Source organism: Leisingera sp. JC11 (genome assembly GCF_040704725.1).
Lineage (GTDB): Bacteria > Pseudomonadota > Alphaproteobacteria > Rhodobacterales > Rhodobacteraceae > Leisingera.
In genome coordinates this window covers 267,401-286,211 of sequence record NZ_JBFCVS010000001.1, presented here as the reverse complement: position 1 = coordinate 286,211, position 18,811 = coordinate 267,401, and the positions used below count along the sequence as shown (strand labels likewise).

Below are 18,811 nucleotides of genomic sequence, written 5' to 3'. Positions count from 1 at the left end.
TTTCTTTGGTGAATCCGGTCTATGCCCGGCAAGGCAGCAAAGAGGAGCAGCGGATGAGCAAGGAAGTTCTGGCCACGATCGAGGCCTCGGCCGGGCGGCGTGTGATGGGGACGGTGATGCTGGGGCTGACCGGCTGCCTGCTGGTCTACGTGGCCTTTGCGGCGCCGCCCTCGCCGGCCTGGCTGGTGTTTCTGGTGGTGGTTGGCGGCGCCGCGCTGTGGCTGGCGGTGCGGATGTGGCAGGCCACCGTGCACCGGATCGAACTGACGGCGGAGGAACTGCGCTGTTCCGACGGGCAGGTGATTGCGCGGGTGGAGGATATCGAAACCATCGACCGCGGCTTTTTTGCCTTCAAGCCGTCCAACGGCTTCCTGATCCGAACCGGCACACCAGGCGGCAGAGCCTGGATGCCGGGACTGTGGTGGCGGTCCGGCCGCCGGATCGGCATTGGCGGGGTGACACCGGGGTCGCAGGGCAAGGCGATGTCAGAAATTCTGGCCGCGATGCTGGTGCAGCGCGGCCAGGGTTGATTGATCGGTCAGAGGGCTGATCAGGCGGGCGGCGAAACCTTCTCCGCGTCGTCGTTGTGATTGTTGCCGTTGCCCTTGTCCTCGACAAAGACCACTTGCGGTGCAAAGCGCGGACGGGTGAAGACGAAGTTCTGCACGTCCAGTTTCGGCAGGCCGACGTTGAAGACCGGGTCAACCTCGTTCCAGGTTTCCACGAGGATCACGCGTTCCTGGTCCGGCATGGTCGGCAGGTGCGCTTCGACGTTGCTGATCGACCCGTCGTCCCATTCCGTAAAGGCGGAACCGCGGACCTTGGACCAGTCGACGTAGTAACGCTGGTCACCATCATCCCAGCGGACCACCGAAATCCGTGTCGAGAACTGCGAGTCGGCACGGACCAGTTCGCCGGCAAGCATGTGCATGCTGTCGATGTAGGTCTCGTTCACATAGTTGGTCTCACGCGAGATGAGGTCCGAAATCGTATAGGCGGCCTTCAGGTTGATGCTTTCCTGCCGGAAGGCGTCAAAGAAAGTGTATACGGCGGCAAAGAGACCCAGCAGCACTGGTGCGTAGATGGCAAATTCAAGGGCGACGTTGCCTTGGGTGTCTTCTGCGAATTCGCGCAGCGGCCGGGGTGTGCGGCCGGGCAGGCGGCGGGACAGAAAGGTCAGCATGGCGTTACCTCGGTTCCTGGACAAATGCGGAAGATGCGATCAGCTGGACGCGGCCGTCTGCATCTTTGTGAAGATTCTTACCAAGCCCCCAGGTCGGGAACAGCGGATCAAACTTCATGCAGGCCCTGACGAACATCAGCTCGTTGGATTGTCCGTTCTCGAAGGAGCGGACCGGCTGGACCTCTTCGACGAGGTTTAAGCAATCCGGCGTCTGGTCGATCGAAGCCATGTTGAACGGGTCGAGGCGGACCATTTCCAGGCGCAGGGATGTCGAGCATTCCTGGATGAAGCCGGAGCGTTCGCAGATCGTGTTGCGCAGCGCGTCGTGCTGCATGTCAACGCCAGTGTTGAGACGGATGTCGCGGACGGTCTGGTCCAGCGCGCGCTCCAGCTGTGAATGGCGAAGGTTGATCATGCCCAGTTCGATGGTGGACATCAGGATCAGAAGGAAGCCGGGGATGACGAGGGCAAACTCCAGCGAAGCATTGCCATCCTCACGAAGCCGGAACCGGCGCAGGGCGGTTTGGATGCGGTTTGTCATTGGGTGAGCCTCAGCTGACGGATGGAAGTCGCGATTGACGAGAAGGCGTCGGTGATCTCCAGGCCTTCCACATCGAAGAAGTGAGCGGGCGAGCTGGCGCAGTCCTCGAGTACCTTGATGCCGCCAGTGGGAGCCTCAAAGCCAACCGAGTACACGATCACGCCCTGGTCCTTGGTGATGTCGCACATGGTCTTGGTGTGCTGGTCCTTGGCGGTTCGGTTGTGGAAATAGCGGCCGGCTGAGAACCAGTCGGCCCAGGCACTGCTGCTGAACTCGTAGATGTAGTTCGCGATCCAGGCCAGGGAGGCACGGGCGTGCAGCTCCGGATAGGTCAGCCGGACAGAGGAGCCTTCTTCCGCATTGCTCGTGCAGCCGTAGGAGTCGCAGGTCTCATAGGTGCCTTCGCCGTAGGGGTGGTCTTCCCAGCGGTTCATGTGCTCCCAGTAGTAATTCTTTTCTCCCTCGGAGTGGAAAACGGAATAGGCCCTTGCCGTTTCGTTGTACCACACGTCAGAGTCGCCTTCCCGACGCGACGGGTTCACCATGTACTGGTTGGTGTTCTGGCCGTCGGACATCAGGATGATGATTTTCAGGGTGTCGCCGCTGCCGTAATCGGTCGGCCGGTCCGCAAAGGAGGCGTCGATTACACCGTCGGCAATCAGGTCGTTCACGACACTGCGGGCGGTCGGGTCCAACAGGGCGCTGCCCCATTTCATGCCGATGTCAATGGAGGTGTTGCCGCTTGCAGTCAGCTTGTCGATATGCTCGTGCAGCAACGCGGCATTGTTGGTCAGAGGCAGGATCTCAGAGCCCTCCCTGGTCGGGCAAACAGGTGTCGAGATCATGTTCTCCGAGTAGGTGAACGTGTCGAAATGCGCGGTGCGCTCAAGGTTTTCATCCCGGTCCAGCGTGTGCTTGCTGAACTGGTCCTTGATGAAGTTGACGCAGTAGGAATAGTCGTGCTCCTGCGTGACGTTGGTATATTTGCTGAGCAGGGCCTGTCCCGCGTTCACCTGGGTGGCGTAGGGGATGATCGAAATGGACAGGTTGCTGACGTCCGTGTTCTGGGTGATCTGGTCCACGAAGGTGTGAGCCGCCGCCTTGAGGTTGGTCAGGCGGTTGTTGCGGGACATCGATCCGGAGATGTCGAGCACCATGGAAATCTCAACAGAGCCGATGGTCTCTTCGGCCCGCGAGTTGGCATAAACCGGGAGGTCGCCAACACCGGCAAACTTCAGCAGATGGACGGGGAAGGTCGCGTTGACCGTGCTCTCCACACTCTTGTAGCCCAAGGACTGCTGCACGTCCGGCGTCTGGTAGTAGTCGGCCAGCCCGGCTTTGGTAAGGTAGTCCTGCACAACCGCCGCCGGCTCTCGCTGCTGGTCAAGGTCGGCAGCGGCCAGAACGGCGCGGTCCAGCGTGTACTGCAGATTGGTGCGGTCGCGCTCCATCCGCATCAGATCGACGCCGATGCCGCCGATGGCGAGCATGAGGAACAAGGTGCCGATCATAGGCTTTGCCAGAACGCCATCCTCTTCCCTTAGGAAGCCTTTGATCTTGTCTCGGCAGCGCAGCATGAGCGGATTGCTCAGCGCAGTGGAATTCTTGTGGTGCATACTCATCTAAATACCCCCTTCCGGCTGGGGAACAGGCCAGCCCGGCTTCTGCAGCGGAATTCCATTAATTATTGCTTGGTAAAGTTGGCGGAAATGCGGCGGGAATTGGCCGAATTGCCTTCGATTGTTTTTAAGTGGAAATCCAATCTTATGTGATTCCGCGGGGTTGTGGCGCAGGGGCGGACAATCCCCTCCCCAGAAATAGCGAATCGCCCGTCATATGCCGGGAAATGATTCTTTTGGGCCGCAAATGGTCAAAAAGGTCGCACTCCCCAGATAACTCTGCATAGAGTGAGGGCATCATCGGCAGCGAGTCGATGTTTGAGCACGGAGAAATTTTTCATGAGCAGCCGCACAGAGCCGAGCTTCCGCGAGAGCGTGGACCTGATGTTTAACCGGGCAGTGAAACTGATGGACCTGCCGCCGGGGCTGGAGGAGAAGATCAGGGTTTGCAACGCGACCTATGTGGTGCGCTTCGGCGTGCGCCTGCGCGGCGCCATGCACACCTTCACCGGTTACCGGTCGGTGCATTCTGAGCATATGGAGCCCGTGAAGGGCGGCATCCGCTACTCTCCGGCCGTGAACCAGGACGAGGTGGAGGCGCTGGCGGCGCTGATGACCTACAAATGCGCGCTGGTGGAGGCTCCGTTTGGCGGTTCAAAAGGCGGTTTGTGCATCGATCCGCGCGAGTACGAGGAGCATGAGCTGGAGCTGATCACCCGGCGCTTTGCCTATGAGCTTGCCAAGCGCGACCTGATCAACCCGTCGCAGAACGTGCCCGCGCCCGACATGGGCACTGGCGAGCGCGAGATGGCCTGGATTGCAGACCAGTATGCGCGGATGAATACCACCGACATCAACGCCAAGGCCTGCGTCACCGGCAAACCGCTGAACGCGGGCGGCATTTCCGGCCGTGTCGAGGCAACCGGCCGCGGCGTGCAATACGCCCTGCGCGAGTTCTTCCGTTATGAGGAAGACAAGGCTGCAGCCGGTCTGTCCGGGAAACTGGGTGGCAAGCGGATCATTGTTCAGGGCCTCGGTAACGTGGGGTATCACGCTGCCAAGTTCCTGTCAGAAGAAGATGGCTCGCTGATTACCGGCATCATCGAACGGGACGGCGGGCTGCACAGCGCTGACGGCCTGGACGTTGAGGCGGTGCGCAACTGGATCGTCAAGCACGGCGGCGTGTCGGGTTACCCCGATGCGCAGTATGTCGAAGACGGTGCCGTGCTGCTGGAGGAAGAGTGCGATATCCTGATCCCGGCGGCTCTGGAGGGGGTGATCAACCTCTCCAACGCCGAACGCGTCAAGGCGCCGCTGATCATCGAGGCCGCAAACGGCCCGGTGACCGCAGGTGCGGATGAGATCCTGCGCAAGAAGGGCTGCGTGATCATCCCCGATATGTTTGCCAACGCGGGCGGTGTGACTGTCTCCTACTTCGAGTGGGTGAAAAACCTCAGCCATATCCGGTTCGGCCGGATGCAGCGCCGTCAGGAAGAAGCACGCCACCAGCTGGTGATCGACGAATTGCAGCGGCTGGATGACGTTATGGGCAATACCTGGTCGATGTCGCCGGACTTCAAGGACAAGTATTTGAAAGGCGCGGGCGAGCTGGAACTGGTGCGGTCCGGCCTGGATGACACCATGCGGGCGGCCTATCAGTCGATGCGCGAAGTCTGGCACAGCCGGGACGACGTGACCGACCTGCGCACCGCTGCCTATCTGGTGTCGATCGACAAGGTCGCCAAGAGCTACCACGCCAAAGGTCTGTAAACAGGCGCGGGTCTGCATTGCAGCTGCGGGGCGGAGGGGAAACTCTCCGCCCCGTTTTTTTGAGCCGGTCCCGCTTTACGTCACAACCCGTCGCAATTAGCACTAGACACAAGTGCTCAGTTCGTGTGACTTGCGGCAAAGCCGTGCTGAAGTGCCGCTAATTGAGCCTTGGGGCTAGGAGCAGCACGCGAAAGCGGGTAGCAATGCCGCCAAGACCCGGAACAGATTTTCCCGGGTGGCGGAAGTGATTTGACGGGGAGGGACGACATGCGGTTTTCGGGCTGGCGTGTGCTCCGGGAGGGGCTCACCGGAAACAAGGGGTGGACGCCCCATTGGCGGGATCCTGAACCCAAATCCGAATATGATGTGGTGATCATCGGCGGCGGCGGCCACGGGCTGGCAACCGCCTATTACCTGGCCCAGGAGCACGGCATCACCAATGTCGCGGTGCTTGAAAAAGGCTATCTCGGCGGCGGCAACGTGGGACGCAACACCACCATCGTGCGCGCCAACTACTATCTGCCGGGCAACTCGGAATTCTACTCCCATTCCCTGAAATTGTGGGAAACCATGGAGCAGGACCTGAACTATAACGCGATGATGTCCCAGCGCGGCATCATCAACCTGTTCCATAACGACGGCCAGCGCGACGCGGCGGTGCGCCGGGGCAATTCTATCGTCAACCAGGGCGATGACGCGGAACTGCTGAGCCGCGAGCAGGTGCGCGAGCTGGCGCCGTTCCTGAATTTTGACAGCAACCGCTTTCCAATCATGGGCGGGCTGATGCAGCGCCGGGCGGGCACCGCGCGCCACGATGCGGTGGCCTGGGGTTTTGCCCGCGGTGCAGACATGCGCGGGGTGGATCTGATCCAGAACTGCGAAGTGACCGGCATCGACGTGGAAAACGGCAAGGTCGTGGGCGTGCAGACTGCCCGCGGCCCGATCCGTGCCAAGAAGGTGGCGCTGGCTGCGGCGGGCCGCTCCGGCCAGGTGGCGGCGATGGCGGGGCTGACCCTGCCGATCGAAAGCCATGTGCTGCAGGCCTTCGTCTCCGAGGGGCTGAAGCCCATCGTGGACCACGTGATCACCTTTGCCGAAGGGCACCTGTACATCAGCCAGTCGGACAAGGGCGGGCTGGTCTTTGGCAGCTACCTGGATTTCTACAGCTCCTATGCGGCGCGGGGAAACCTGCCGATGGTGGAGCACACGATGGAGAGTTTTGTGGCAATGGTGCCGGCGGTCAGCAAGGCGCGTCTTCTGCGCAGCTGGGGCGGCATTATGGACATGACCCCGGACGGCTCCCCGATAATCGACCATTCGCCGATCGAGGGCCTCTATCTGAACTGCGGCTGGTGCTACGGCGGGTTCAAGGCGACGCCGGGCTCGGGCAGCGTTTACGCGCATCTGATCGCAACGGACCGCCCGCATGGGGCGGCCACGAAGTTCAAGCTCGACCGTTTCCGCAGCGGCGCGGGCCTGATGGATGAGGAGGGGACCGGTGCGCAGCATAACCTGCACTGATTTCGCCTCTGCCGCGGCGGGGGGCGCTGCCCCCTCGGCCTTGCGGCCTCACCCCCGGAGTATTTTCAGAAAGATGAAGGAGCGCCGGTCATGAGAATTACCTGTCCGCTCTGCGGCGAGAGGGACCGCCGCGAATTCTATTATAAAGGTGCCGCGCTGGTGCGCCCGGCTGAGGGCGCGGATCTGGACGCCTGGCATGAGTATGTGAACCTGCGGGAGAACCCGGCAGGGCCGCTGGATGAGCTGTGGTACCACGAGATGGGCTGCAATTCCTGGCTGAAGGTGACCCGCGATACTGCGACCCACGAGATTTTGGCGGTGCAGCTGGCCTCCGAGGCCGGGCTGGGAGGTGAGAAATGAGACTTCCCGGAAAAGGGCTGAACCAGGGCGCCAAGCCGATCACCTTTGCCTTCAACGGCCGCCACATGATGGGGCTGGAGGGCGACACGCTGGCGGCGGCGCTGCTGGCTAACGGTGTGCATCTGGTCGGGCGCTCGTTCAAGTATCACCGCCCGCGCGGGGTGCTGACGGCAGGCAGCGAGGAGCCGAACGCGCTGGTGACCATCGGCACCGGCGGCCAGCAGGATCCGAACGTGCGCGCCACCCAGCAGGAGCTGTTCGAGGGGCTGGAGGCGCGCAGCCAGAACTGCTGGCCCTCGGTTGAGCGCGATGTGATGGCGTTGAATGATCTGGCAGCGCCGTTCTTTGGCGCGGGGTTCTATTACAAGACTTTCATGTGGCCGGCGGCGTTCTGGGAGAAGGTCTACGAGCCGCTGATCCGCAATGCGGCAGGCCTTGGCGCGCTGTCGGGCGAGGCGGACCAGGACCGTTACGAGAAAGCCTTTGCCTTCTGCGATGTGCTGGTGATCGGCTCCGGCCCTGCCGGGCTGATGGCGGCGCTGACTGCGGGCCGGGCCGGGGCGGATGTGATCCTGGCAGAGGAAGACAGCCGTATGGGCGGCCGCCTGCTGGCAGAGCGTGAGGAGATCGGCGGCAAACCGGGCCATGAGTGGGCCGCTGAAGTGCTGGCGGAACTGGAGGCGATGGATAATGTGCGGCTGATGTCCCGCACCGCCGTCACCGGCGCCTATGACCAAGGAACCTATGGCGCCCTGGAGCGGGTCTCGCATCATCTGCCGCGGCTGCATTCGCTGAAGGGCAGCCATCTGCCGCGCGAATGTTTCTGGCGGATTGCGGCCAAGCATGCGGTGCTGGCGGCGGGCGCCATCGAGCGCCCGGTGGCCTTCCGCGACAACGACCGGCCCGGCATCATGATGGCTGGCGCGGTGCGTGCCTATCTGAACCGCTGGGGCGTGGCGCCCGGCGAGCGGGTCACGGTCTTTGCCAACAACGATCAGGCGCACCGCACAGCGCGCGACCTGCATGACGCTGGCGTGCATATCGCAGCGGTGATCGACAGCCGCCACGAGGCGCCGGATGGCGGGCTTTATCAGGTGATCAAGGGCGCGCAGGTTTGCGGCTCCGCCGGCCGCCAGCGGCTGGAGAGCATCACCGTGCGCTCGGTCAAGGGCGAGGAGAAGATCCAGACCGACTGCCTGGCGATGTCCGGGGGCTGGAACCCGTCTGTGCATCTGACCTGCCATTTGAACAGCCGGCCTGTTTGGAAGCGCGAGGCGCTGGCCTTTGTGCCGGCGGATGGCGCCGTGCCCGGCCTTGTCACAGCCGGCGCCTGCAACGGCACTTTCTCCACCGCAGGCGCAATGCGCGAAGGCACGGAGGCCGCGGCCAAGGTGCTGGAGGCGCTGGGCCTGAAATCCGCTGCCGCCGATCTGCCGGAGGCTGAGGATGATCCCTACCGCATCGCCGCGCTGTGGGCGGTGCCGGGCAAGGGGCGCGCCTGGCTCGACTTCCAGAACGACGTGACCGTCAAGGATGTGAAACAGGCAGCGGTGGAGAACTTCCGCTCTGTCGAGCATATGAAACGCTATACCACCCAGGGCATGGCGACCGATCAGGGCAAGAACTCCAACGTCGCCGCGCTGGCAGTGCTGGCGGATGCCACCGGGCGGACAATCCCCGAGACCGGCACCACCACCTTCCGCCCGCCGTTTGTGCCGGTGTCCATCGGTGCGATGGGGGCGGGGGCCACGGATGAGGGCTTCAAGCCGCAGCGCTTCCTGACTTCGCACGGCGAGGCCGACACCCGCGGGGCGCATCAGCTGGAGGTCGGCCTGTGGTACCGCGCTGCCTATTTCCCGAAACAGGGCGAAACCAATTGGCGCCAGTCCTGCGACCGCGAGGTCACGCTGGTGCGCAAAGCAGTGGGCATCTGCGATGTCTCCACCCTGGGCAAGATCGACATCCAGGGTGCCGACGCGGGCAAGTTCCTGGACTTCCTCTACACCAACACTTTCAGCACCCTGAAGGTCGGCAAGGTCCGCTATGGGCTGATGCTGCGTGAGGATGGCTTTGTTATGGACGACGGCACCACCGCGCGGCTGGGCGAGAGCCATTTCGTGATGACCACCACCACCGCCGCAGCAGGGCAGGTGATGGCGCATATGGAGTTCGTCTCTCAGGCGCTGTACCCGGAGTGGGATGTCCGCTTTACCTCGGTGACCGAGCAATGGGCACAGTTTGCCGTCGCCGGGCCCAAGTCGCGGGAGCTGCTGAACGGGCTGCTGGAAGAGGACGTGAACGGCGAGACCTGGCCTTTCATGGGCTGCGGCGAAGCGACCGTGCTGGGCGTCAAGGGACGGCTGTTCCGGATCTCTTTCTCGGGCGAGCATGCCTATGAGGTGGCCGTGCCCGCGCGCTATGGCGAGAGCCTGTTCCGCGAGCTTCTGAAGCGGGCCGAGGCGATGGGCGGCGGTGCCTATGGCATGGAAGCGTTGAACGTGCTGCGGATCGAGAAGGGGCTGATTACCCACGCCGAGATCAACGGCACCGTGACGGCCTTTGACCTCGGCCTGCAGGGAATGATGTCCAAGAAGAAGGCCTTCCTGGGCAAGGCGATGTCCACCCGCGAGGGCCTGATGGCCGAGGACCGGATGCGCCTGGTGGGCTTGAAACCCGTGGGTGCGGCCAAGGAGATCACCGCCGGGGCGCATCTGTTCACGCCGGGCGACCCGGTGGAGCGGATTTATGATCAGGGCTATGTAACCTCGGCCGGGTATTCGCCGACGCTGGGGCATCCGATTGGCCTGGCTTTCCTGAAAGAGGGGCCGGAGCGGATTGGCGAGACCGTGCGCCTGATCGACCATATGCGCGGAGCCGATACCCTGTGCGAGGTCGTTTCGCCTGTGTTCTTTGATCCCGAAGGAGAGCGTGCCCGTGGCTGAACTGATTGCAAAAAGCCCCTGCGAGGGGCTGGTTCCGGCAACCATCGGCGATATGAGCCTGACCGAGGAACACCCCGGCAGCATGTGGGCCGTGGCGCCCTTCAAGGGTCAGGAAAAGGCACTGAGCAAGGCGCTGGAGACCGCCCACGGCATGGCGTTCCCGGCAGCAAACCGCGCCACCGGCAAGGCGGGCAGCCGGGCTGTCTGGTTCGGCCGGGACATGGCGCTGCTTATGGGGCCTGCGCCCGACGCCGGTCTGGCCAAGCACGCCGCGCTGACGGACCAGAGCGATGCCTGGGCTGTGGTTAAGCTGGAAGGAGCGGGCGCCGAGGACGTGCTGGCGCGGCTGGTGCCGGTCGATATGCGTAATCAGGTCTTCAAGCGCGGCCATACCGTGCGGGCGGAACTCAAGCACATGATGGCCTCGGTGACCCGTACCGGCCAACAGACGTTTCAGATCATGGTGTTCCGCTCGATGGCAAAGACGCTGGTGCATGATCTGAAAACAGCGATGGAAGCCGTCGCGGCGCGGGGGTAATCTTCGGGAATCACCAACTGATTCCCGGAGCGCATCTATGATCCGCATCGCCCTTGCAGCCGCCTTGCTGGCGGCGCCGGCCTATGCTTCTGAAACCAAAGAAGAAAGCTGCAAATACCAGGGCCAGGTCATGGCCGCAGTGCAGCAGGCGCGGCTGGACCGGGTGAAGCAGGAAGAGGTGGAGCAGGTGATTCTGGACAGCAACCCGGAATGGCCTGAAGCTTACTCCAATGCCATCCCGCAGCTGACAAGCCACGTCTATGCGATGAAGCGGCGCGACCTGAAGGAAGCGGACCTTGGCGCGCTGTTTGAGCAGCAGTGCCTGCAGAACTGGGATCAGATCCAGGCGATGCAGAAACAGCTGAAGTCGAACTGATATGTCCCTGCCGCCCGGCTTTCTGGATGAACTGCGCACCCGCATCAGCATTTCTGATGTCGTCGGGCGCAAGGTCATGTGGGACCAGCGCAAGTCGCAGCCGGGCAAGGGCGACTACTGGGGGCCGTGCCCCTTCCACCACGAAAAGACCGCATCCTTCCACGTCGAGGACCGCAAGGGCTTCTATTACTGCTTTGGCTGCCACGCCAAGGGCGACGCGCTGAAGTTTGTCCAGGAGACCGAGAACGTCGGTTTCATGGAGGCGGTTGAAATCCTGGCGGGCGAGGCGGGCATGGAAATGCCCAAACGCGATCCGCGTGCGCAGGAAAAGCAGGACCGCCGCACACTGCTGGCCGATGTGATGGAGCAGGCGGTGCAGTTCTTCCGCCTGCAGCTCAAGACCAACGTCGCTCAGGACGCCCGCGCCTATCTGCAGCGGCGGGGCATGACAGCGCAGGCGCTGGACCGCTGGGAGATCGGCTTTGCTCCTGACGGCTGGCAGAACCTGTGGGACGCTTTGCGCGGCAAGAATGTGCCTGAGGATCTGATCATCGGCGCGGGGCTGGCCAAACCGTCGAACAAGGGCGGCAAACCCTATGACACCTTCCGTAACCGGATCATGTTCCCGATCCGCGATGCGCGCGGCCGTGCGATTGCCTTTGGCGGCCGGGCGATGGACCCGAATGATAACGCCAAATACCTGAATTCGCCCGAGACAGAACTGTTCGACAAGGGCCGCAGCCTCTACAACCATGGTCCCGCACGGGCGGCCTCCGGGCGCGGCTCCACCCTGATCGTGGCCGAAGGCTACATGGATGTGATTGCGCTGTCCGAGGGCGGCTTCCAGTCCTCCGTGGCGCCGCTCGGCACCGCGATCACTGAAAACCAGCTGCAGATGCTGTGGCGGATGTCGGACGAGCCGATCATCGCGCTGGACGGCGATACCGCGGGCATCCGTGCCGCCATGCGTCTGATCGACCTGGCGCTGCCGTTGCTGGAGGCCGGCAAGTCGCTGCGTTTTGCGATCATGCCCGAGGGCAAGGACCCGGACGACATGATCCGCAGCGAAGGGCCGGAAGCGGTGCAGGCGGTGCTGGATCAGGCAATGCCGATGGTCAAGCTGCTGTGGCAGCGCGAGACTGAAGGAAAAGTCTTTGACAGCCCCGAGCGCAAGGCTGCGCTGGACAAGGCGCTGCGGGAAAAGATCAAGCTGATCCGCGATCCGTCGATCCGCAAGCACTATGGCGAGGACGTCAAGGAAATGCGCTGGCAGCTGTTCCGCGGCAGCCGGGGCGGCGGCGAGGGCGGTTACCAGCAGCGCGGCGGCAAGGGCGGCGGCTTCCGCGATGGTGCCCGCGCGCCCTGGAAGCCGGGCAAGGGCTTCGGCGCGATCCCGCAGCCGCGCGCAACCACCCGCGCCTCGCTGGTGGCAGGGGCAGATGATGAATCCTTTGCTGCGATGCGGGAGGCGGTGATCCTGGCAACAGCCATCACCACGCCCGAAGTGATCCCGGAATTTGAGACCAGCCTGGAGCGCCTGCAATGCGCCGACCCGGATCTGGCGGCGCTGCGCGACATGGTGCTGCGCCACGGTATCAGCGCGCCGGAGCGGCTGCGCGAGGAAATCGACTGGTCTTTGGGGCCCCATGCCCTTGAAAACCTCTTTGCCCTTCGCCACGTTGCAATCATCCCCTGCCTGCGCAAACCCGGCGATATCGAACTGGCCAGCATGACACTGGCCGAAGAGCTCGCAAAACTCGAAGCGCGGCGCGGGCTGGATGCGGAGTTGGCTGAGGCCGAAGAGGATTTGCACGGGCTTGCGGACGAGGCGCTGACCTGGCGGCTGCGCCAGGCGGCAGAGGCCAAGAACAAGGCCGTGCGAAGCGAAAACGAGGACAAAGCGACGTATGACGTGGGCAAGAATGGCGCGCGGCTCAACCGGGATGAGCGCGACGCTTTCGGTGCCCTTTTGGACCGGATCGGCTTTTCAGAGAAGTAACACGCAGGGTGATTCTGCGTTTTGCTAAGGAAGAGCACAGGAAAATTGGGTAAACGGGGTGACGAATCAGATGATCGCGCTAATGATTCGCTCAGCGAATCGCCCCGCAGCCCCTGAGTAGGAGCATTTAATGGCCGCCAAAGACACCGACGACCGCAAACCTGACGATCAGGACGCCGAAATCTCCCTTGATATGAGCCAGGCTCAGGTCAAGAAGATGATCGCGGAGGCCCGCGAGAAAGGCTACATCACCTACGATCAGCTCAATCAGGTTCTGCCGCCGGATCAGGTCAGCTCGGAACAGATCGAAGACGTGATGTCGATGCTCAGCGAAATGGGCATCAACATCATCGAGGACGAAGAGGCCGAGGAAGAAGAGAACAAGGGCACCACCGACCTTGTGACCACCGAAGGCCCGCGCGAGGTGGCGCTGGCTGGCGCCCAGACCGAAAAGCTGGACCGCACCGACGACCCGGTGCGCATGTACCTGCGCGAGATGGGCTCGGTTGAGCTGCTGTCCCGCGAAGGCGAGATCGCCATTGCGAAACGCATCGAGGCGGGCCGCAACACCATGATCGCGGGCCTCTGTGAAAGCCCGCTGACCTTCCAGGCGATCACCATCTGGCACGACGAACTCCTGTCCGAGGACATCCTGCTGCGCGACGTCATCGACCTGGAGGCCACCTTCGGCAACCAGCTGGACGAGGACGGCGAAGAGGAAGAGCCGGTTGTCGACACCTCCGCCGTGGCAGCGGCCAAACCGGCCAAGGAAGAAGGCCCGGAGCTGGACGCCGACGGCAACCCGATTGCCAGTGATGATGACGACGACGAAGACGATCAGGCCAATATGTCGCTGGCCGCGATGGAGGCTGCGCTCAAGGACCGGGTGCTGGTCACGCTGGAGCGGATCTCCACCGACTTCGCCGAGCTCAGCGAAATGCAGGACAGCCGGATCTCGGCAACTCTGAACGAGGACGGCTCCTTCAGCACCGAGGACGAGGCGCGCTATCAGTCGCTGCGTTCTGAAATCGTCGAGCTGGTGAACGGCCTGCACCTGCACAACAACCGGATCGAAGCGCTGATCGACCAGCTCTACGGCATCAACCGCCGCGTCATGCAGATTGACAGCTCGATGGTGAAACTGGCCGACCAGGCCCGCATCAACCGCCGCGAATTCGTCGACGCCTACCGCGGCCGCGAGCTGGACCCGAACTGGCTGGCCGACATGGGTGAAAAGCCGGGCCGCGGCTGGCAGATGTTCATCGAACGCTCCACCGAAAAGGTTGAAGAGCTGCGCGCCGACATGGCCCAGGTGGGCCAGTATGTCGGTCTGGATATCTCTGAGTTCCGCCGCATCGTGCAGCAGGTTCAGAAGGGCGAGAAAGAGGCCCGCCAGGCCAAGAAGGAAATGGTCGAGGCCAACCTGCGCCTGGTGATCTCCATCGCCAAGAAATACACCAACCGCGGCCTGCAGTTCCTGGACCTGATCCAGGAGGGCAACATCGGCCTGATGAAGGCGGTGGACAAGTTCGAATACCGCCGCGGCTACAAGTTCTCGACCTACGCGACCTGGTGGATCCGCCAGGCCATCACACGCTCCATCGCGGACCAGGCCCGGACCATCCGGATCCCGGTCCACATGATCGAGACCATCAACAAGCTGGTCCGCACCGGCCGCCAGATGCTGCACGAGATCGGCCGCGAGCCGACCCCGGAGGAACTGGCGGACAAGCTGCAGATGCCGCTGGAGAAGGTCCGCAAAGTGATGAAGATCGCCAAAGAGCCGATCTCGCTCGAAACCCCGATCGGGGACGAGGAAGATTCGCAACTGGGCGATTTCATCGAGGACAAGAATGCCGTGCTGCCGCTCGACAGTGCCATTCAGGAAAACCTCAAGGAAACCACCACCCGGGTTCTGGCCTCGCTCACCCCGCGTGAGGAACGGGTTCTGCGGATGCGGTTCGGCATCGGCATGAACACCGACCACACGCTGGAAGAAGTCGGCCAGCAGTTCAGCGTGACCCGCGAACGGATCCGCCAGATCGAGGCGAAGGCGCTCAGGAAACTGAAGCACCCCAGCCGCTCGCGCAAGCTGCGCAGCTTCCTGGATCAGTGACCAAAAAATCTAACGAAGGCCGCGACCTGCTAGAGGAAGCGGCCTTTGAATTTCTTCAAAGCAAATTCGCGTGCGTTTGTTACGAGCCGAATGGGGAAAGCACTTTCCCCGATTTCCTTGCTAACGACACTGTTTTGTTTGAGGTAACACGACTGGAGAAAACAGTCGCTCAAGGTGGAAATAGCATCCACCATTCCTGTGTTTATGTTCCGTTTTTACAGTCTATCGAAAGCGCTATCAAAAAATTTCCTAGGGCAATTGAAGGTGACCGCGACTTGTTCGTGGGGTTGACGGTAAGGTTCCCGATCGACAAGTCCGTTCTTCGTCAAAATCTTCGTGAGTATTTGAGAAAAGTTGTGGGGACCCCTCTTGGCTTTGTGGGGAAAGAGGTGGAATTATCTGATGGCGTCACTGCGCGGATTGTTCCGGGTAGCAAATCTACTCATCCCAAAATTTACTTAGGCAGCGTAAATCCAGTGAACCTTACGGGTTGGGTCATCCCCGACACTATCGATCAGGTAAACGAGGCTCTGGAACGAAAAGGTTCAAAACTTCAAAGTTACACAGGTAAGTACGATGAAGCGTGGTTGGTTGTTGGTGGAGGAGCTTCACCAAGTTTAAGAAGTGATGACATTCAATTGCTTCAGTCAGGCATTAACAGTGGCCTTGGATGGGCGGGATTAGTGATAATCAACTCGCACGACCCGAAAAGATCAATCGAGTTTCGAATTGAAGGTTGATCTGTCAGAAGAGCAAAACCTCATCGTTTTCGACGGTGAATGCGTGCTGTGTTTCGGCTTCTTCCGCTTCATGCTGCGCCATGACCGGGCGGGGCGGTTTGCATTTGCCACCGCGCAATCGCCGCTGGGGCAGCGGCTGTACCGTGAACTGGGCCTGCCTGCGGATGACTTCGAGACCAACCTGGTGATCGCCGATAGCCGCGCCTATCAGCGGCTCGATGCCATTGCCGCAGCGATGCGGGCGCTGCCCTGGCCCTGGCCGGTGCTGTCGCTGTGCCGGTTCCTGCCGGGATGGCTGAAGGATTCGCTCTATTTCAGCATCGCCCGCAACCGCTACCGGCTGTTCGGCCGCTATGACCGCTGCATGATCCCCAGCCCGGAAATCCGCGCCCGCTTTGCCGTCGGGGGCTTTGGCGCATGAGGGACGCCTTTGGCGAGATCATCGCGGCGCAGAAGCTTGAGGTGCCGCCAGCCCTGCTGCGGTTCCATGCGCAGCCGCCGGAGCGCAGCCAGGGCGTGGTTTCGGTCGAGGGCGGCAACCGCTGGGCGCGGCTGCTGGCCGGGCTGGCGGGGTTCCCGCCGCCGATGCCGCAGAGCCGGTTCCGCCTCGACGTCGCGCAGCACGGGAAGGGCCATCTTTGGCGGCGGGTTTTCGGCAAGCATCAAACCCGCTCCTATCTGCGTTTTGATGCGCGCAAGGGCCGGGTGCTGGAGCGTTTCGGACCCGTTGAACTGGAGCTTGCGGTCAAGGCGCAGCAGGGTACCTTGGTAATCACGGTCGAAAAGGCCAGTCTGCTCGGGCTGCCGTTGCCGCGCGCGCTGTGCCCTGAAAGCGCGTCAATGGAGTTTGAAACACCGCAAGGCCATCTGGGCTTCGACATCTCCGCCAGACTGCCCCGGATCGGCCTTCTGGTGCGTTACACCGGCCACATTACGCTGACTGAGCTGAACCTCCGCCGTTAACCACTTGCTAACCGTGACGTTGCCCAGCCGTTGTCCGCCCCGTACACTTGCGGCATCCGCATTTACCTTCCGGGGGGAAGAAGATGTCTGCACATGCCGATCTGAACGGGGCGCTGGATGCGCTGCACGACAAGCTCAAGTCACTGAATGACCTGGTGCGCGCCAACCAGTTCATGGTTGAGGCAATGGCCGGGCAGGGAGAGCAGCTGAAGCAGATGAGCAGTGACCGCACCCGGGACATGCTGCGCCGTCAGGCCCGGGCGCGGTTTCACCCCGAAACCGGAAGTGCGCCTGATGCAGCGGTGCTGGCCATTCTGGAGGAGGTGCTGGGCCATCAGCAGGAGAGCGCTGAAATCATTCCCTTTCCTGTCCGCGCCTGACGCCGGCCGCCACACATTTGCGAGAGGCCGGCGCCAAGCTTGCAAACGCCCCTTGGAGGCGTCGCGGCCATTCCCTATGTTGAGACGGACCAAGGGATACTTCCGGATGAAAAACCTCATCACCGCGGCTGCGCTGGCCTGCATCACTGCCGTTCCCGCTGCTGCGGATACTTTCCTGGCAAACCGCGGCGTGCGGGTTCTGCCGGTCAATGATATTGTCTTCGAGGTTGTGCCGGGCCGTTCGGGAGGCACCTGGGAATACTGGTGCGCCGCTGCCGAGTATGCGCGCCGCGTGCTAGGCGCGAACTGGACCGACCGTTACTACGTTGTGCGCGGCCGTGATATCAGTGTTACAACCGGGCGCCGCTCCTCGGTGCAGTTCACTCTTTATCCGGAGCGGGCAGGGGTGCCGTCCAGGATCGGCTGGCTGTCTTTGGGCTTCCGTCCCGGCGACAGTTTGTCGGTGCAGCAGGGCTATGGCTACTGCTCGCAGGCGTCGCCGCTTTAACCGGCAGCCCGCGGGCGGGCACCGCAGGTGCGGGGTGTTCACACGCGGCCACGGCGACGTGTTCCTGCGGGCCGGCCGAAGTGCGAAAACGGCTGCCTCGAATACTCCCAAACATTTTGCCGCACCGGAGTCGGGCTAGGTCAAGCGTCTTGAAGCCGGCTTAAGAAGCTGAATGGGGAGCACTTCTTGGGGCGGGGCAGCCCTTGTTTCGTCAGCCTGCCCCATGGCAGGCAATTGCCACGGTGCCGCCGCACGGCAGTGTGAATGGTCCGTGTGTCAATTCTCCCTATCCTAGTGATGGGGGCGCACTGGTCTGTGCCCCGCTGGTCGAAAGGGAGAGGTCATGAAACCTGTTGCCGCCGCCGCAATCGCTGCCACGTCGCTGATGATGGCCATTCCGGTAAGCCTGGAGGCAAATGCCAGCCGCCATAGCATCCGTGTGAATCCGGTGTCTGACGGCATATTCGAAGTCATCCCCAGACCCGGCAAAGGTATTCTTTTCTGGTGCGGGGCTGCGGACTATGCCCATCGCGTGCTGCGAGTGCCTTGGAGCGCCAAGTTGCATATCACCCGCGGGCTGGGGCCCAGCGAAACCACCGGCCGCCGCTCCGCGGTTCAGTTCACTCTGGATGCAAATCTGGCTGTGCCGCCGCCTGCTGGCGGATATGGGTCTGTTAACAGCCTGCAAGCTGGTGATACAATGAGTGTCCAGAAAGCCTTTGATTATTGTTTTGTGCCGTTCGGACGGCCGTGAATTTGTTTGAACCCGCGGCCTGCCCGGAACAGCGGAGTAGGAGGTTGAAATGACCAGCAAGAAACTGTGGCTGTCAGGAGTGCTGGCCTTGAGTCTGGCTATTCCGGTGCCTGCATCCGCCTGGCGCGCGATCAACCGGAATGAAGTTCTGCCGGTATCAGAAGGCGTGTGGGAAGTGGTGGCGCGGAGCCGCTCCGGCGCGCAGGACTACTGGTGCAGTATCGCTGATTATGCCATCCGTCAGCTGCGGGCGCCTGCGAACCAGCGCATTTATGTTTGGCGCGGCGAGGGGCCGTCGGTGAACCGGCCCGGGCGCAAGGCGGTGCAGTTTGCCTTCGGTCTGCCGCCAGGGGTTCCCGACCGCTCCGGCAGCCTGTCGCTGAATGTGCGCGAGGCCGGCGACAGCCTTCGGGTGACCTCGGCGCAGAACTATTGTTTCGACCGGCTGCCCGGGCGCGACCGCTGGCTGCCGTAGCAAGCTGCGGGCATAGGGTTGCCTGA

19 protein-coding genes are annotated in these 18,811 nt (G+C 62.4%); 16 read left to right on the top strand and 3 right to left on the bottom strand.

All coding sequences use genetic code 11. From position 1 onward, the window contains the following. The first annotated feature begins 53 nt into the window (after positions 1-53). Positions 54-530: a hypothetical protein gene (locus AB1A62_RS01375; RefSeq protein WP_366659369.1), complete on the top strand. Its 477-nt coding sequence runs from the start codon at positions 54-56 to the stop codon at positions 528-530. 20 nt (positions 531-550) lie between these two features. On the opposite strand, the gene AB1A62_RS01370 is transcribed toward AB1A62_RS01375, so the two are convergent. From AB1A62_RS01370 to AB1A62_RS01360, 3 genes are read right to left on the bottom strand one after another with little or no spacing between them, the layout of a single operon-like run. Continuing rightward, positions 551-1,183, bottom strand: a complete 633-nt coding sequence (locus AB1A62_RS01370; RefSeq protein WP_366659368.1) for a TadE/TadG family type IV pilus assembly protein — start codon at positions 1,181-1,183, stop codon at positions 551-553. A 4-nt stretch (positions 1,184-1,187) separates the two neighbouring features. Then, the gene (locus tag AB1A62_RS01365) at positions 1,188-1,724 is read right to left on the bottom strand and encodes a TadE family protein (protein ID WP_366659367.1); all 537 of its coding nucleotides are present in this window, start codon (positions 1,722-1,724) and stop codon (positions 1,188-1,190) included. Next, positions 1,721-3,346 (bottom strand): TadE/TadG family type IV pilus assembly protein, encoded by a 1,626-nt coding sequence (locus AB1A62_RS01360; protein ID WP_366659366.1) that lies wholly within the window; start codon positions 3,344-3,346, stop codon positions 1,721-1,723. Before AB1A62_RS01360 ends, AB1A62_RS01365 begins: the two co-directional genes overlap by 4 nt. Positions 3,347-3,682: 336 nt before the next feature. Between AB1A62_RS01360 and AB1A62_RS01355 the strand changes: the two genes are divergently transcribed. From AB1A62_RS01355 to AB1A62_RS01285, 15 genes are all read left to right on the top strand, one after another. Next, on the top strand, positions 3,683-5,113 hold the full coding sequence (locus AB1A62_RS01355; protein ID WP_366659364.1) for a Glu/Leu/Phe/Val dehydrogenase: 1,431 nt from the start codon (positions 3,683-3,685) through the stop codon (positions 5,111-5,113). 267 nt (positions 5,114-5,380) lie between these two features. Then, on the top strand, positions 5,381-6,634 hold the full coding sequence (locus AB1A62_RS01350; RefSeq protein ID WP_366659363.1) for a sarcosine oxidase subunit beta family protein: 1,254 nt from the start codon (positions 5,381-5,383) through the stop codon (positions 6,632-6,634). Positions 6,635-6,724: 90 nt separating this feature from the next. Then, on the top strand, positions 6,725-6,994 hold the full coding sequence (locus tag AB1A62_RS01345) for a sarcosine oxidase subunit delta (RefSeq protein ID WP_222507852.1): 270 nt from the start codon (positions 6,725-6,727) through the stop codon (positions 6,992-6,994). Continuing rightward, a complete protein-coding gene (locus AB1A62_RS01340; RefSeq protein ID WP_366659362.1) occupies positions 6,991-9,936 on the top strand; it encodes a sarcosine oxidase subunit alpha family protein in 2,946 nt (981 codons plus the stop codon). The genes AB1A62_RS01345 and AB1A62_RS01340 overlap by 4 nt, the downstream gene beginning before the upstream one ends. Next, positions 9,929-10,474, top strand: coding sequence for a sarcosine oxidase subunit gamma (locus AB1A62_RS01335; RefSeq protein ID WP_366659360.1), 546 nt, complete (start codon positions 9,929-9,931; stop codon positions 10,472-10,474). Before AB1A62_RS01340 ends, AB1A62_RS01335 begins: the two co-directional genes overlap by 8 nt. A 37-nt stretch (positions 10,475-10,511) precedes the next feature. After that, positions 10,512-10,850 (top strand): hypothetical protein, encoded by a 339-nt coding sequence (locus tag AB1A62_RS01330; RefSeq protein WP_366659358.1) that lies wholly within the window; start codon positions 10,512-10,514, stop codon positions 10,848-10,850. A gap of 1 nt (position 10,851) precedes the next feature. Beyond that, the gene (gene dnaG, locus AB1A62_RS01325) at positions 10,852-12,849 is read left to right on the top strand and encodes a DNA primase (protein ID WP_366659357.1); all 1,998 of its coding nucleotides are present in this window, start codon (positions 10,852-10,854) and stop codon (positions 12,847-12,849) included. A 130-nt stretch (positions 12,850-12,979) separates the two neighbouring features. After that, complete coding sequence (gene rpoD, locus AB1A62_RS01320; protein ID WP_366659356.1) at positions 12,980-14,965, top strand: RNA polymerase sigma factor RpoD; 1,986 nt, start codon at positions 12,980-12,982, stop codon at positions 14,963-14,965. Next, on the top strand, positions 14,962-15,705 hold the full coding sequence (locus AB1A62_RS01315) for a hypothetical protein (RefSeq protein WP_366659355.1): 744 nt from the start codon (positions 14,962-14,964) through the stop codon (positions 15,703-15,705). The genes rpoD and AB1A62_RS01315 overlap by 4 nt, the downstream gene beginning before the upstream one ends. Beyond that, entirely contained in the window at positions 15,695-16,126 is a 432-nt protein-coding gene (locus tag AB1A62_RS01310) for a thiol-disulfide oxidoreductase DCC family protein (protein ID WP_366659354.1), read from the top strand. The genes AB1A62_RS01315 and AB1A62_RS01310 overlap by 11 nt, the downstream gene beginning before the upstream one ends. Continuing rightward, a complete protein-coding gene (locus AB1A62_RS01305; RefSeq protein WP_366659352.1) occupies positions 16,123-16,668 on the top strand; it encodes a DUF4166 domain-containing protein in 546 nt (181 codons plus the stop codon). The genes AB1A62_RS01310 and AB1A62_RS01305 overlap by 4 nt, the downstream gene beginning before the upstream one ends. A gap of 83 nt (positions 16,669-16,751) precedes the next feature. Next, positions 16,752-17,048, top strand: coding sequence for a hypothetical protein (locus AB1A62_RS01300; protein ID WP_366659350.1), 297 nt, complete (start codon positions 16,752-16,754; stop codon positions 17,046-17,048). A gap of 106 nt (positions 17,049-17,154) precedes the next feature. After that, positions 17,155-17,556 (top strand): hypothetical protein, encoded by a 402-nt coding sequence (locus AB1A62_RS01295; RefSeq protein WP_366659348.1) that lies wholly within the window; start codon positions 17,155-17,157, stop codon positions 17,554-17,556. A gap of 343 nt (positions 17,557-17,899) precedes the next feature. Then, complete coding sequence (locus tag AB1A62_RS01290) at positions 17,900-18,310, top strand: hypothetical protein (RefSeq protein ID WP_366659346.1); 411 nt, start codon at positions 17,900-17,902, stop codon at positions 18,308-18,310. Between the two features lie 49 nt (positions 18,311-18,359). Beyond that, positions 18,360-18,785, top strand: coding sequence for a hypothetical protein (locus AB1A62_RS01285; protein WP_366659345.1), 426 nt, complete (start codon positions 18,360-18,362; stop codon positions 18,783-18,785). Positions 18,786-18,811: the final 26 nt, after the last annotated feature.

What these genes read in the sequence shown, in the direction of transcription:
- AB1A62_RS01355 (WP_366659364.1), top strand. Translation starts at nt 3,683, where the DNA reads ATGAGCAGCCGCACAGAGCCGAGCTTCCGCGAGAGCGTGGACCTGATG.
- AB1A62_RS01340 (WP_366659362.1), top strand. Translation starts at nt 6,991, where the DNA reads ATGAGACTTCCCGGAAAAGGGCTGAACCAGGGCGCCAAGCCGATCACC.
- AB1A62_RS01345 (WP_222507852.1), top strand. Translation starts at nt 6,725, where the DNA reads ATGAGAATTACCTGTCCGCTCTGCGGCGAGAGGGACCGCCGCGAATTC.
- rpoD (WP_366659356.1), top strand. Translation starts at nt 12,980, where the DNA reads ATGGCCGCCAAAGACACCGACGACCGCAAACCTGACGATCAGGACGCC.
- AB1A62_RS01295 (WP_366659348.1), top strand. Translation starts at nt 17,155, where the DNA reads ATGAAAAACCTCATCACCGCGGCTGCGCTGGCCTGCATCACTGCCGTT.
- AB1A62_RS01375 (WP_366659369.1), top strand. Translation starts at nt 54, where the DNA reads ATGAGCAAGGAAGTTCTGGCCACGATCGAGGCCTCGGCCGGGCGGCGT.
- AB1A62_RS01305 (WP_366659352.1), top strand. Translation starts at nt 16,123, where the DNA reads ATGAGGGACGCCTTTGGCGAGATCATCGCGGCGCAGAAGCTTGAGGTG.
- AB1A62_RS01365 (WP_366659367.1), bottom strand. Translation starts at nt 1,724, where the DNA reads ATGACAAACCGCATCCAAACCGCCCTGCGCCGGTTCCGGCTTCGTGAG.
- AB1A62_RS01350 (WP_366659363.1), top strand. Translation starts at nt 5,381, where the DNA reads ATGCGGTTTTCGGGCTGGCGTGTGCTCCGGGAGGGGCTCACCGGAAAC.
- AB1A62_RS01360 (WP_366659366.1), bottom strand. Translation starts at nt 3,346, where the DNA reads ATGAGTATGCACCACAAGAATTCCACTGCGCTGAGCAATCCGCTCATG.
- AB1A62_RS01330 (WP_366659358.1), top strand. Translation starts at nt 10,512, where the DNA reads ATGATCCGCATCGCCCTTGCAGCCGCCTTGCTGGCGGCGCCGGCCTAT.
- dnaG (WP_366659357.1), top strand. Translation starts at nt 10,852, where the DNA reads ATGTCCCTGCCGCCCGGCTTTCTGGATGAACTGCGCACCCGCATCAGC.
- AB1A62_RS01285 (WP_366659345.1), top strand. Translation starts at nt 18,360, where the DNA reads ATGACCAGCAAGAAACTGTGGCTGTCAGGAGTGCTGGCCTTGAGTCTG.
- AB1A62_RS01290 (WP_366659346.1), top strand. Translation starts at nt 17,900, where the DNA reads ATGAAACCTGTTGCCGCCGCCGCAATCGCTGCCACGTCGCTGATGATG.
- AB1A62_RS01370 (WP_366659368.1), bottom strand. Translation starts at nt 1,183, where the DNA reads ATGCTGACCTTTCTGTCCCGCCGCCTGCCCGGCCGCACACCCCGGCCG.
- AB1A62_RS01300 (WP_366659350.1), top strand. Translation starts at nt 16,752, where the DNA reads ATGTCTGCACATGCCGATCTGAACGGGGCGCTGGATGCGCTGCACGAC.